Consider the following 13,070-nt stretch of genomic DNA (forward strand, 5'->3'; position numbering starts at 1 on the left):
AAAACAGGGTCACGGCATGCAATTCCTGAGAACGATCTTCTGGGTGATTCTCGCCGTCACCGCAGTGATCTTCGCGGTCGGCAACTGGACCGCTGTCACGATCAATCTGTGGGGCGATATCCAGGTCGATTCCAAGCTGCCCGTTCTGCTCTTCGGTGCGTTCCTTCTGGGTCTTCTGCCCACGCTTATTCTCCACCGCGCAACGCGCTGGAGCTTGAAGCGCAAGCTCGATTCGACCGAGCGCGCGCTCGCCGATGTGCGTGGCTATACGACAACGCCCGCCGCTCCCGCTGCCGGATCCGAGACACCGCCGCCCTATGCGCCCACCGCAGTCCCGCCGGGTGTCTCATGAGCGGCCCCGTCTATGTCGCGCTCGACACGCCCGATCTTGATCGCGCCAAGGCGCTCGCCACCAAGGTCCGAAACCATGTTGGCGGAATCAAGCTTGGCCTCGAATTCTTCTCTGCCAATGGTCGTGCTGGGATCAAGGAGATGGCGTCGCTCGACCTGCCGATCTTCCTCGACCTGAAGTTCCATGACATCCCCAACACCGTCGCCAAGGCAATCCAGGCATTGCGCCAGCTTGAACCCGCGATCCTGACGGTTCACGCCGCGGGCGGACGGGCGATGATGGAGGATGCCAAGGCCGCTGCCGCCAACGGCACCAAAGTCGTGGCTGTCACAATGCTCACCAGCCTCGACGGAAACGACCTGACCTCGATCGGACTCAAGGAGGATACGCACGAGCAGGTCGTGCGGTTGACGGAGCTTGCGAAGAAATCGGGGCTCGACGGCGTCGTCTGCTCGGGTCACGAGGTCGCGGCCGCGCGCAAGACATGGCCCGACGGCTTCTTCGTCGTGCCCGGCGTGCGCCCCGCGGGCGCCGCCACGGGCGACCAGAAGCGGCTGATGACCCCGCGCGGCGCGCTCGACGCGGGCGCCTCGATCCTCGTCATCGGCCGTCCCATCACGCAGGCCGAAGACCCCGATCAGGCCGCACGCGACATCGCGGCGACGCTGTAAAGCCCTCTCCCCGCGTGCGGGGAGAGGGTTGGGAGAGGGGCACGACGGGAGAGTCGGCCCACTAGTATCAACGCGCTGCAGAACTCCCCCTCTCCCCAACCCTCTCCCCTGAAGGGGAGAGGGAGGCTAAGGAACCCCGATGCCCCGAATCACCGCCAAGATCTGCGGCCTTTCGACGCCCGAAACGCTAGACGCCGCGGTCGCGGGGGGCGCGAGCCATATCGGACTGGTCTTCTTTCCGAAGAGCCCGCGTCATGTGCAGTTCGGTCAGGCCGCCGCGCTCGCGCAGCGCGTGCCCGCGCATGTGCTCAAGGCGGGCGTATTTGTCGACCCCGACGACGCGCTGCTCGACGCCGCGATCGCCGCCGGCGGGCTCGATGTGATCCAGTTGCATGGCAAGGAGGCGCCCGAACGTGCCGCTGCCGTCAAGGCACGCTCCGGCAAGGAGGTGTGGAAAGCGCTTCACGTTCGCACCAGTCTCGATCTCGCGGGCGCGGGCAGTTACCGTGGCGCCGCAGATCGGCTGCTCTATGACGCCAAGACGCCCGAGGGTGCAGATCTCCCCGGCGGCATGGGGTTGCGCTTCGACTGGCGGCTGCTCCAGGGCTTCTCTCACCCCCTTGCCTGGGCGCTGTCGGGCGGGCTCGATGCCGCCAATGTCGGCGAAGCGGTTGGCATCACCGGCGCGGCGCTGGTAGATGTGTCGTCCGGTGTCGAAAGCGCGCCGGGTATCAAGGATGTGGACAAGATCGCCGCATTCCTTAAAGCGACGGCCCAGCTATGACCATCATCAACTCGCTTCGCACCCAGCCCGACGAGCGTGGGCATTTCGGGCAGTTCGGCGGCCGCTATGTCGCCGAGACGCTGATGCCGCTGATCCTCGATCTCGACCGCGAATACCGCGCCGCGAAGCAGGATCCCGCATTCAAGGCTGAATTCGACTATCTGCTGAAGCAATATGTCGGCCGTCCGAGCCCGCTCTATTTCGCCGAGCGGCTGACCGAGGAACTGGGTGGCGCAAAGGTCTATCTGAAGCGCGAGGAGCTCAACCACACCGGCGCGCACAAGATCAACAACTGCATCGGCCAGATCCTGCTCGCCAGACGCATGGGCAAGACGCGGATCATCGCGGAGACGGGCGCTGGCCAGCACGGCGTCGCCACCGCCACCGTTGCGGCGCTGTTCGGCCTGCCCTGCACGATCTTCATGGGCGCGGTCGACGTCGCCCGTCAGCAGCCCAACGTCTTCCGGATGAAGCTGCTCGGCGCCGAAGTCCGGGCGGTTGAATCGGGTGCAAAAACGCTCAAGGATGCGATGAACGAGGCGCTGCGCGACTGGGTCGCGAACGTCCACGACACCTTCTACATCATCGGCACCGTCGCAGGCCCGCACCCCTATCCCGAACTCGTCCGCGACTTTCAGACCGTCATCGGCAATGAGGCGCGCGAACAGATTCTCGAGGCCGAGGGCCGGCTTCCCGACATGCTGATCGCGCCCGTCGGCGGCGGATCCAATGCGATCGGACTGTTCCACCCCTTTCTCGATGATCCGGAGATCGAGATCGTCGGCGTCGAGGCCGCAGGCGAAGGGCTCGATACCGCGAAACACGCCGCCAGCCTCGCGGGTGGTTCTCCCGGCGTGCTTCACGGCAACCGCACCTATCTGCTCCAGGACGAGGACGGCCAGATTACCGAGGCGCATTCGATCTCGGCGGGTCTCGACTATCCCGGCATCGGCCCCGAACATGCCTGGCTCCACGACATTGGCCGCGTCCGCTACGAGCCCGTGACCGATGCCGAGGCGCTCGCGAGCTTCCAGCGGCTCTGCAAGCTCGAAGGTATCATTCCCGCGCTCGAATCCGCGCACGCGCTCGCCGCGGCTGAACGCATCGTCCCAGGAATGGACAGGGACAAGATCGTGATCGTCAACCTCTCGGGTCGCGGCGACAAGGACATCTTCACGGTCGCCGACGCGCTGGGGGTGAAGCTGTGAACGATCGTCTCGCCAACGCCTATGCCCGCGCCGCATCCGAAAACCGCGCCGCGCTCGTTACCTTCGTCACCGGCGGCGATCCGACGCCCGCGGACACCGCGGCGGTGCTCGACGCGCTCGTCGAAGGCGGCGCCGATGTGATCGAGCTCGGCATGCCCTTCACCGATCCGATGGCTGACGGCCCGGCAATCCAGCGCGCCAATCTGCGCGCGCTTGGTGCGGGCACGACGACCGCGGACATTCTCGGCATCGCCAAGGGCTTTCGTGCACGGCACCCCGAAACCCCACTCGTGCTGATGGGCTATGCCAATCCGATGGTCCGCCGCGGCCCCGAATGGTTCGCCAATGCAGCCAAAGAGGCCGGCGTCGACGGCGTGATTTGCGTCGATATCCCCAGCGAGGAGGATGACGCGCTCGGCCCCGCGCTTCGCGAAGCAGGCATCCACCCCATCCGCCTCGCCACCCCCACCACCGATGCCGCGCGGTTGCCCGCCGTGCTCGATGGCGCTGGCGGCTTCCTCTATTATGTCTCGGTCGCGGGCATCACCGGGCTTCAGCAGGCCGCGCAGGGCTCGATCGAGGCGGCAGTAGCAAAACTCAAGGCCGGCACTGATCTTCCCGTCGCGGTCGGTTTCGGCGTTCGCACGCCCGAACAGGCCGCTGCGATCGCACGTGTCGCCGACGGCGTCGTCGTCGGCTCCGCAATCGTCGAGCTCGTCGCCGAGCATGGCGCCAACGCCGCCGGCTCCGTCAAAACCTATGTCGCATCGCTCAGCAGCGCGATCGCGGCCGCACGAAAGGAAATGGCCGCATGAGCTGGCTCGACCGCGTTCGCAACTCGCTCCCTTTCATCGCCAAGCGCGAGACGCAGGATACGCTCTGGCACAAATGCCCTGGTTGTTCGCAGATGATCTTCATCAAGGAATATGAGGAAAATCTCTCGGTCTGCCCCAAATGCGGCCATCACGGACGCATCGGCCCCAAGGCGCGTTTCGTACAGATCTTCGACGAGGCAAGCTGGACCACGCTGCCCACCCCCCAGGTCGCCGACGATCCGCTCAGGTTCCGCGATTCCAAGAAATATACCGATCGCATCAAGGCTGCGCGCGCTTCGACGGGCGAGCAGGACGCCCTGATCAATGCCTCGGGCCGGATTCTCGGCCGCAAGGCGGTGGTCGGCGTTCAGGACTTCGCCTTCATGGGCGGTTCGATGGGCCTCGGCGTAGGCGCGGCCTTTGTCGAAGGAGCCCGCAAGGCGATTGCGGAGCGTGCGCCTTACGTCATCTTCACCGCGGCGGGCGGCGCACGCATGCAGGAGGGTATCCTCTCGCTGATGCAGATGCCCAAGACGACCGTCGCCATCGCGGAGCTCAAGGAAGCCGGACTCCCCTATATCGTCGTGCTCACCGACCCGACGACGGGCGGCGTCACCGCCTCCTATGCGATGCTCGGCGACGTCCAGATCTCCGAGCCCGGTGCGCTCATCGGCTTCGCCGGCCAGCGTGTGATCGAGAACACGATCCGCGAAAAGCTGCCCGAAGGCTTCCAGCGCGCCGAATATCTGCTCGATCACGGCATGCTCGACATGGTCGTCGAGCGGAAGAACCTGCGCGAGACGCTCGGTCAGCTCATTGGCTATCTCTGCGAGGAAAAGGCGGCCGCCTGACGGCATCGACAAACCCCCTCCGTCATGCTGAACTTGATTCAGCATCCATGAAAACAGGCGGGGCAGGTTCTTCGCTGTGTGTGTTCATGGACCCTGAAACAAGTTCAGGGTGACGATCGCATCTGATCCTGAGGCTTGCCCGAATGCCCGATTCCGCCCGTTCCAACGATCCCGCGGTCCAGCGCCAGCTCGACCGATTGACGATGCTCTCCCCCGGTCGCGACGTGCTCGGGCTGGAACGCATCTCGGAACTGCTCGCGCGTCTCGGCAATCCTCAGGACAAGCTACCGCCCGTCTTCCACGTCGCCGGCACCAACGGCAAGGGTTCGACCTGCGCTTTCCTGCGCGCTGCGATCGAGGCGGCGGGGATGCGCGCGCATGTCTATTCGTCGCCGCATCTCGTGCGCTTCAACGAGCGTATCCGCGTCGCGGGCAAGCTGATCGACGACGCCGAGCTCGCGCCGTTGCTCGCCGAAGTGCTCGATTGCTCGGAGGACATCCATCCCAGCTTCTTCGAGGCGACCACCGCCGCCGCGTTTTTGGCGTTCACGCGGCATGATGCGGAGGCGTGCATCATCGAGGTCGGTCTCGGCGGCCGGCTGGACGCCACCAACATCATCACCAATCCCGCGATCTGCGGCATCGCCCAGCTCGGCATCGACCATCAGGCATTTCTGGGCGAAACCGAGGTCGAGATTGCAGGAGAAAAAGCGGGTATTGCCAAGCGCTTCGTACCACTTGTTACGATGGTCTATGCGCCCGCGCTGAACCAACGAATCGCTGAAGTGGCCGCCGCCGCAGGAGCGCCCGTCCTTGCCAAGGGCACGACGTGGGAGGCGACCCTCTACAACGGCCGGCTCCATTACCGCGACGACAAGGGCAAGTTCGACGCCCCCCGCCCGAGACTCGCGGGCGACCACCAGGTGATGAACGCCGCGCTCGCCTTCGCGATGCTGCGCCATCAGAACGCGGTGCATATTCCCGAAACCGCATTCAAGGCCGCAACCGGCTGGGCGCAATGGCCCGCACGGCTCCAGCATCTGGAGGAAGGTCCGCTCACCGAATCGCTTCCCGGCAATGCCGAACTCTGGCTCGATGGCGGCCACAACCCGGCTGCGGGCGAGATGATCGCGACCTATTTCCGCGATCGGCTAGCCGGCCGACCACTCCATCTCATCCTCGGCATGCTGGAAAACAAGGACCCGATGGGCCTGTTGTCACATTTCAAGGGTCTCGCGGCGTCGCTTCACGCGGTGCCCGTGCCCGATCACGGCCATCACTCCACCGCTGATCTCGCCGCGATGGCGTCACAGATCGGTGCCGAAGGCCATGCAGCGCATGATGTCGAGGACGCTCTGGCAAAGCTTGGCGGCACGCTCGATCCCGCGCAGCCTTCGACCGTGCTGATCCTGGGCTCGCTCTACCTCGCGGGCGAAGTGCTCCGCCTCAACAACCAGCCGCTAGAATAAGCAACGCGAACGCTAAAGCGACCTGCATTATATCGGCACCGCTCATCCTGAGGAAGGGCTGAGCCTGGCGAAGCCCTGTCTCGAAGGACCTTGGCACAGTACGTCCTTCGAGACGCCGTTTCGGCTTCGCCAAAGGCGAAGTTTATCCTGAGCGACGCCGCAGGCGGCGTCGAAGGGCTCAACGGCTCCTCAGGATGAGCGGATGATGATGCACATTTAGCGCGCGGGGCGCTAAAGCCGCGGAAGCCCCGCCACGTCCTCGCTCACCCACAGATGATAGTGCCCGGTGCGCGACCACAGCCCGGCGCCGATGGTGAAACGCCCCCGCTGCGCGTCGAGCATTACCAGTTCGTGCGGCCGTCCAAAGGCCTGAGCGATCGCGGTCCTGGCGGCCTCCGCCGCGCGGATATCGTCCACCGCGTCGAGCGAGATGGAGTCGTCGGGGTCAGAATGCTGCATGCGAATGTCGAGGCGATAGGTCGGCAAAGCTATGGATCCGGAAAAATGCGCGGGGGCAGGCACCGCGCCCACCCTCGTGCCAATCTGGGATGTGCCACACGCTTTGCAAAGCGCAGCGCGGCGCGCTTTCGCAACACATGGTCGACGCGGCAACGAATAATTCCACGTACGACTCAATTATTGATATTGACTTGCAATATCTAACAGGCAAATTTCACGGACAACGCGCAGAGAGGATGTCTCATGGCCCGGTCCGCCGATCTCAATTACGCCGATGCTCCGTCCATTCCCGATCTGCGCACGGCACGGCTGTTGCTCTTTGCGATCCGACGCATGGCGGTTGCGGGGCTGGACGACGCGCACGCCGCACACGCGGTCTTCGCGCATTTCGGCATGAGCTATCGGCGCCCGCTCGTGCTCATCCGTGCGATGATGGCAGAGATCGCGCGCGCTTCGCAGCAAATAGTCAAGGTGGCGCCATGCTGCTGTCTTCGCATGACCCCTGACGAGGCAACGCTGCTCAAGACCGTCGAGCAGGCCGCTGATCAACCCCGCCGCGCCCACACCCTGCTGGGCGACCTGATGGGCACAGCCGATTGCCTGGGCGTCCTCACCACCGCGCAGGCGGTCGGTCAGGCCTTCGCTGATCTCGGCAAGCCGCTGGCGCTGTTCGCAAGCACCGCGGGTGACGTTTGACGACAGTCAGGATCGTGCTTCGGCCACCGCCGCCGTTACCGGAGCCGGATCGCGCGGCAGCAGCAGGAACAGCAGGCTGCCGAGGAAGACTGCCGTTCCGCTGCTTAGCAGAAACACCTCAAAGCTGTCGGTGAGCTTGAGCGTGAGGCTGAGCAGCGCCGCCCCGATCGAAGCGGATATCGCCATGGCCGCGGTCATCATGCCCATGACGCTGCTGAAAACGCTCACACCGAAATTACGCACGACGAGATAGCCGACGACGTCGCCCTCGGCGCCGAAGGACAGGCCAATGAGCAGCACCGAAAGCATCAGGACATTGGGGTCGTCGAAGCGCGATGCCAGCAGGAATAACCCGATTGCGGTGAATCCCATGCCGATCCCTGCAACGAGATAGGCCGGAAAACGATCGAGCGCGAGGCCACTCGCAAAGCGCCCGACAAGCACGCCGGTCGCGAACGTCGAGATCATGATCGACACGCCCTTCGCGGTGACGCCGTTATCGAGCAGCACCAGATTGAGCTGGGTGAGCGCGATCACTTGCGGAAGATTGCAGAGCAGCATCGCACCCAGCAGCACCCAGAAGGCGCGCATACGGAAGATCGTCGCATAATCCTCTTTCGCGGTTTTCGCGCGCGGCGGGACCTCTCCGGAATCCTTGCGTTCGGGCGGCAGCATCAGCAGTGCCACCGTCCCCGCCACGGCGGAGAACGCCACCAGCGCCAGATAGCCCGCGCGCCAGCCGTGCGCTTCGACGAAGTTGTTGAGAATAGGGCCGCCGACCGCACCGGTTATCGCGGGTCCCGACGCAACGATCGCGAGCGCAAGGCCGCGCGCGCGCGTCACATACTGGACGACCGTCCTGCTATAGACCGTTGTCGTCGTGGTGATGCAAAGCACCGCCTGAAACAGGAACAAGGCGATATAGACCCGGATATCCCCGGTCATCTGGCTGAGCCCGAGAAAGGCAAGCGGCGCCACTATGACGCCGATCAACGCGGTGCGACGCACGCCGATCATGTCGGTCAGCCGCCCCACGAAAGGAAAGAAGGCGACGCTGACCAGGCCCAGGCTGCCGATCAGCGCGAACTCGGACTTCGACCACCCGAATTCCCGCAGAAAATGCGGGGCCATGATGCTCGTGACGTAGTTGGTCATCGAGAAGCCACAGCCGAGCCCGATCAACGCCGCGACCAGGGGACGCCACTGCGCGCGCAACTCCTGCAGATAACCCATGCCAACTCCTCTTTCCCGGCGTCACCTTGTCCTGTCAGCCATTCGCGCCCGAGCGAAAGACGAGCCGCTCGCTCTCGTCCCAGAACCGCTCGATCACCGCGTCGTCATCGACGATCGGGTTGGGCGCGCGTGGTTTGCGCTGATACCAATAGCCGCCGTTGCTCTGCCCGCCTTCGTCGGACGTGGCGAGCCAGACCAGCGTGTCTGCGCCTTCTTTCTCCGAGAATTTTGGCAGGTCGCGCACGCGCGCCTGCGTGTCCGCTGGCGCATAGGAGAAGAAATTGGAATCGACCGCACCCGGATGCACCGCGTGGGCGACGATGCCATCATCCGCCAGCCGCTTCGCCAGCGCCCTTGCGAAAAGCACATTGGCGAGCTTGCCGGTGCAATAAGCGAGCCCCGGGTTGAAGCTGGCGAGATTCTGCATGTCGTCCAGGTTGATCGCGGGGATCATCTCGCTGGCGTCAGATGCGGTATTGAGGATGCGTACGGCACCCTGTGGGGCGTTCGCGGCCGCCGCGCGAAGCAACGGCAGAAGCCGCCGGGTCAGCAGGAACGGGCCAAGGTGGTTGCCCGCGAAATTCGCCTCATAGCCTTCGGCTGTCATCGCGAGCGCGCTCGCCATGCCTCCCGCATTGTTGACCAGCACATCGATGCGATCGGTGAGCGCAGCAATATCGCGCGCGGCGCGCTCTGCCTCGGTCAGCAGCGACAGGTCCGCACGCAGCATGTCGACGGATTGGCCAGACGATAATGCCCGGATCTCCGCCTCAGCCGCAGCGATGCGCGCAGGGTCTCGCCCGGTGCCGATGACCCGCCACCCCCGGCATGCGAGCGCCTTCGCCACTTCCTTCCCGATCCCCGAGCTCGCACCAGTTACAACCGCCACGCGTGGTTTGCCTGACGCCATCCTTGCCTCATCCTCTTTGCCCGCTCGCCGAGCTTATGGGGCCGGCGGCATGGCGGCAAGCAAAGCGCCGGCAAGGCGGCGAAGGATCGGGTGGGCGTTATCCGGTCCGCCCCGCATGCGAGATTGCAACCAACCCGCCGGTGTCAGCTTGGCGCTTTACGCATTTCGCCATCGGTGCGCGCGTCGCCCTCGCCGACTTTACCCGCGCTGCCGATCGAGGCATCGATCAGCCCGGCGCGCATCATCAGCCAGAACAGCACGATCCCGGGCACCGCCGCGAGCGTGGTCAGCAAGTAGAAGTTCACATAGCCCGTCGTCTCGATCAGCGCGCCCGCGGTGGTGCCCGTCAGGAAGCGCCCGACGATGCTCGCCGCCGCCGAGATCAGCGCATATTGCGACGCGGTGAAGCGCAGATCGGTGAGCGCCGAGAAATAGGCGACCACCGTGACGCCGCCGATCCCGCTCGCGAAATTCTCGAACCCGATCGCCGCCGCCATGCCCTCATTGCTGTGCCCCGCCGCTGCAAGCAGCGCGAAGCTGAAATTGGAGACCGCCATCAGGATCAGGCTCAGCAGCACCGACCGCTTCATGCCAAGCTGGGCATAGAGGAAACCGCCGACGAAGATGCCGACGAGATAGGCGATGAATCCCAGACCCACATCGTAGAAAGCGATCTCGTCATTGGTGAAGCCAAGATCGTTGAACAACAGCCGGAAGGTCAGATTGGCGAGCGTATCGCCGATCTTGTGGAGCAGGATGAAGAGCAGGACGAGCAGCGCACCCTGTCGCTTGAAGAATTCCAGGAATGGCCCGGCGATCGTGTTCCCGAGTTCGGCAATGCCCTTGCGCTGCGCCGCCTCTCGGTGGCGTTCGGGTTCGCCCATGATCAGGCCGGTGAGCATCGCGGGCAGCGCCAGCGAAGCGCACACCAGATAGGCGGCTTCCCAGCCCATGCGCGCCGCGATCACCAGCGCGACCGCGCCCGCGCCCGCCGATCCGATCCGCCAGCCATATTGCGACATGCCGGAACCCGCGCCGAGCTGGTTGGGCTTGAGCAGTTCGATGCGGTAGCCGTCGATCACGATGTCGAAGGTCGCGCCTGCCACACCGACGAGGATCGCGGCATAGGCGGTCTGGAGCAGGCTTGTCTGCGGATCGACCAGCGCCAGGTTGGCAACCGCTGCCATGACGAACAACCCGGCAAGGATCAGCCACGACACGCGCTGGCCGAGCCGGCCGAGCACTGGGATGCGAACGCCGTCGACGACCCAGGCCCAGAGCCACTTGAGGTTGTAGGCAAGGAAGGCGAGCGTGAAGGCCGTCACCGCCTTCTTGTCGATCCCGTCCTGCGCGAGCCGAGTCGTCAGCGTCGCGCCGATCATTGCGAACGGGAAGCCCGAGGAAACGCCGAGGAAGAACGCCGCGATCGGCGCCGTTTCGGTATAGGGGCGCAAACCTTCGGGAAGGCTCGCCCGCCATCCCAAGCTTTCCGTAGCGTCCGCCATGCATACTCCCCAACCCGCGAAATTTGGGGAGAAACTAGCGGATAATTGCGATATGCCTAGTGGCAGAACGAACAAGAAATCTCCGTTCGTCCTGAGTAGAGACCGAGCGAAGTCGAGGACTCGTATCGAAGGGCCCGTGCGCGATGCTTCGATACGCTGCTTCGACAGGCATGTCCTGAGCGCCTGCCTTGGCAGGCAGTCGAAGGGCTCAACAGCTACTCAGCATGAGCGGCCAGGGATGAGGAATATGAACGCCATCACGCCCACTCCGGGCCAGCTCGCGCTGGCAGATGCGATTGCGCATGGCTGCGCGCGCCAGAGCGACGCGATCACCTATGTCGAGGCCTCGGCCTATACCGACCCCGCGCGTTTCACTCTTGAGCATGAACGCATCTTTCGCCGCGCGCCGCAGGTGATCGCCCCCTCGGCGCTGCTGCCAGAACCCAATATGGCCGTGCCGCATGACGGCTTCGGTAAACCGCTGCTTATCGCGCGCGATTCAAAGGGCGTGGCGCATGTCTTTCTCAATGTCTGCCGCCATCGCGGCACGCGGCTTGTCGAAGGTGAAGAACCGGTTTGCGCCTCGCGCATAGTCTGCCCCTATCACGCCTGGACCTACAAGCTCGACGGCAGCCTTGTCGGCCTGCCCCGCCCGGACAGCTTTCCCGGCTTCGACAAAAGCGAATACGGCCTGAAACGCCTGCCGACTTTCGAGGCAGGCGGGCTTATCTGGTTCTCGTTCGACGAAGGCGCCAGCTTCACCGAGGCCGAGACGCTGACGCACGATTTCGACGCGTTTGCACTTGGGCAGCAGCACATGTTCGCGCGGCGGACGCACGACGTCGCAGCCAACTGGAAGCTCGTCATGGACGCCTTTCTCGAAAGCTATCACGTCCTGCGGCTCCACGCCGACACGATCGGCCCCTTCTTCCAGGACGGCGTTACCAGCGGCGATACGATCGGCCCGCACCAGCGCTCCGCGGTAGGCCGCGAATCCGCGGTCGCGGCGCTAGACCTCAACGATTGGAAGGCGCTGCGCGCATCGATCACCTTCGCCTATCAGCTCTTCCCGGCGACGATCATGATCCTCAGCCCCGATTATGTGAACATCATGGTCCTGATGCCGCAAGCCGTCGACCGCGTGCTCGTCGAGGATTTCATGCTCATTCCCGAGCCGCCCAGGACCGAAAAAGCGCTCGACCACTGGCAGCGAAGCTGGAAGCTGCTCGACGAAGGCGTCTTCGCGGGCGAGGATTACCGCGCCGCCGCGCTCGGCCAGAACGGCCTTCAATCGGGCGCGATCGACCGGCTGACGCTTGGTACGCTCGAAACGGGCATCCGCCATTTCCATGACACGGTCGAGGCGCGGCTGGCGGCGAATTAGGCACTGACCGGTCGATAGCGGGCGACGTCCGTAATGGGGCTGTGCGGCCATTGCCTTGAGCCCTCTCCCGCCTTCGCGGGAGAGGGTTGGGTGAGGGTCTTCTTTCTTCTACCTTGCGGTACATGCATCCGGTCCGACGCCAGATCAGTCCACACGCTGCACGCCTGAGGCGCGACATGACCGATGTCGAGCGCCGCGTGTGGCATGCGGTGCGCGATCGCCGGCTCGAGGGTTTCAAGTTTCGTCGCCAGGCCACCATTGGCCCGTTCGTCGTTGATTTCCTGTGCGTCGAGGCGGGATTGATCGTGGAACTCGATGGCGGACAGCGCAGCGTGGAGGCCGACGCCCCGCGTACAGCATATCTCGAAGAACAGGGTTATCGCTTGCTTCGATTCTGGAACAGCGAGGTATCGAAACTTTCGAAGGCGTTCTCGAAACTATCGCCCGCGCGCTCCACAACGCTTGAGCAGGAAAGAAGAAGACCCTCACCCAACCCTCTCCCGCGAAAGCGAGAGAGGGCTCAAGGCATGTCTGAAATTGGGTCGAAAGCCGCCAAAAACTGCTGTCCTACACATCGCCGATCTATCATGCAGGTCCACTGATAGGCTCTTTGACCAGGTGTAGACGCAAGCCAGGCATCGATCGAACGGGTCGATCAATGCCGCTGCACTGATCGAGGTGATTCTTCCTGCGGGCCTGACCTTACTGACCTTTGGCCAATCGGGACGCGGAA

Annotated in this window: 14 protein-coding genes; 10 read left to right on the forward strand and 4 right to left on the reverse strand. The window is 64.2% G+C overall.

The genetic code is table 11. The features are described from left to right. Window positions 1-16: 16 nt before the first annotated feature. The 7 genes from D3876_RS01240 to D3876_RS01270 all read left to right on the forward strand — a co-directional run bounded on the left by D3876_RS01240 (window position 17) and on the right by D3876_RS01270 (window position 6,150). Entirely contained in the window at window positions 17-352 is a 336-nt protein-coding gene (locus D3876_RS01240; RefSeq protein WP_119759317.1) for a DUF1049 domain-containing protein, read from the forward strand. Beyond that, window positions 349-1,023, forward strand: coding sequence for an orotidine-5'-phosphate decarboxylase (gene pyrF / locus D3876_RS01245; protein ID WP_119759318.1), 675 nt, complete (start codon window positions 349-351; stop codon window positions 1,021-1,023). The genes D3876_RS01240 and pyrF overlap by 4 nt, the downstream gene beginning before the upstream one ends. A gap of 139 nt (window positions 1,024-1,162) precedes the next feature. Continuing rightward, complete coding sequence (locus D3876_RS01250; protein ID WP_119759319.1) at window positions 1,163-1,807, forward strand: phosphoribosylanthranilate isomerase; 645 nt, start codon at window positions 1,163-1,165, stop codon at window positions 1,805-1,807. Continuing rightward, window positions 1,804-3,015, forward strand: a complete 1,212-nt coding sequence (gene trpB / locus D3876_RS01255; protein ID WP_119759320.1) for a tryptophan synthase subunit beta — start codon at window positions 1,804-1,806, stop codon at window positions 3,013-3,015. The genes D3876_RS01250 and trpB overlap by 4 nt, the downstream gene beginning before the upstream one ends. After that, window positions 3,012-3,830, forward strand: coding sequence for a tryptophan synthase subunit alpha (trpA, locus tag D3876_RS01260; protein WP_119759321.1), 819 nt, complete (start codon window positions 3,012-3,014; stop codon window positions 3,828-3,830). Before trpB ends, trpA begins: the two co-directional genes overlap by 4 nt. Further along, on the forward strand, window positions 3,827-4,681 hold the full coding sequence (gene accD, locus D3876_RS01265) for an acetyl-CoA carboxylase, carboxyltransferase subunit beta (RefSeq protein ID WP_119759322.1): 855 nt from the start codon (window positions 3,827-3,829) through the stop codon (window positions 4,679-4,681). The genes trpA and accD overlap by 4 nt, the downstream gene beginning before the upstream one ends. Before the next feature lie 143 nt (window positions 4,682-4,824). Then, window positions 4,825-6,150 (forward strand): bifunctional folylpolyglutamate synthase/dihydrofolate synthase, encoded by a 1,326-nt coding sequence (locus D3876_RS01270; RefSeq protein ID WP_119759323.1) that lies wholly within the window; start codon window positions 4,825-4,827, stop codon window positions 6,148-6,150. Window positions 6,151-6,381: 231 nt separating this feature from the next. Here D3876_RS01270 and D3876_RS01275 read toward each other — a convergent pair whose 3' ends face one another. Continuing rightward, on the reverse strand, window positions 6,382-6,636 hold the full coding sequence (locus tag D3876_RS01275; protein WP_119759324.1) for a hypothetical protein: 255 nt from the start codon (window positions 6,634-6,636) through the stop codon (window positions 6,382-6,384). Window positions 6,637-6,852: 216 nt separating this feature from the next. Between D3876_RS01275 and D3876_RS01280 the strand changes: the two genes are divergently transcribed. After that, on the forward strand, window positions 6,853-7,305 hold the full coding sequence (locus tag D3876_RS01280) for a DUF6628 family protein (protein ID WP_238475183.1): 453 nt from the start codon (window positions 6,853-6,855) through the stop codon (window positions 7,303-7,305). A 6-nt stretch (window positions 7,306-7,311) separates the two neighbouring features. Here the strand turns inward: D3876_RS01280 and D3876_RS01285 are convergent, their stop codons facing one another. The 3 genes from D3876_RS01285 to D3876_RS01295 all read right to left on the reverse strand — a co-directional run bounded on the left by D3876_RS01285 (window position 7,312) and on the right by D3876_RS01295 (window position 10,953). Then, window positions 7,312-8,538: an MFS transporter gene (locus D3876_RS01285; RefSeq protein ID WP_119759325.1), complete on the reverse strand. Its 1,227-nt coding sequence runs from the start codon at window positions 8,536-8,538 to the stop codon at window positions 7,312-7,314. Window positions 8,539-8,572: 34 nt separating this feature from the next. Continuing rightward, complete coding sequence (locus D3876_RS01290) at window positions 8,573-9,448, reverse strand: SDR family NAD(P)-dependent oxidoreductase (protein WP_119759326.1); 876 nt, start codon at window positions 9,446-9,448, stop codon at window positions 8,573-8,575. 143 nt (window positions 9,449-9,591) lie between these two features. Further along, a complete protein-coding gene (locus D3876_RS01295) occupies window positions 9,592-10,953 on the reverse strand; it encodes an AmpG family muropeptide MFS transporter (RefSeq protein WP_119759327.1) in 1,362 nt (453 codons plus the stop codon). A 247-nt stretch (window positions 10,954-11,200) separates the two neighbouring features. Between D3876_RS01295 and D3876_RS01300 the strand changes: the two genes are divergently transcribed. Both D3876_RS01300 and D3876_RS01305 read left to right on the forward strand, forming a co-directional pair. After that, window positions 11,201-12,337: an aromatic ring-hydroxylating oxygenase subunit alpha gene (locus tag D3876_RS01300; protein ID WP_119759328.1), complete on the forward strand. Its 1,137-nt coding sequence runs from the start codon at window positions 11,201-11,203 to the stop codon at window positions 12,335-12,337. A 176-nt stretch (window positions 12,338-12,513) separates the two neighbouring features. Beyond that, window positions 12,514-12,939: an endonuclease domain-containing protein gene (locus D3876_RS01305; protein WP_238475184.1), complete on the forward strand. Its 426-nt coding sequence runs from the start codon at window positions 12,514-12,516 to the stop codon at window positions 12,937-12,939. Window positions 12,940-13,070: the final 131 nt, after the last annotated feature.

The sequence above is a fragment of the Sphingomonas cavernae genome (assembly GCF_003590775.1).
GTDB lineage: Bacteria > Pseudomonadota > Alphaproteobacteria > Sphingomonadales > Sphingomonadaceae > Sphingobium_A > Sphingobium_A cavernae.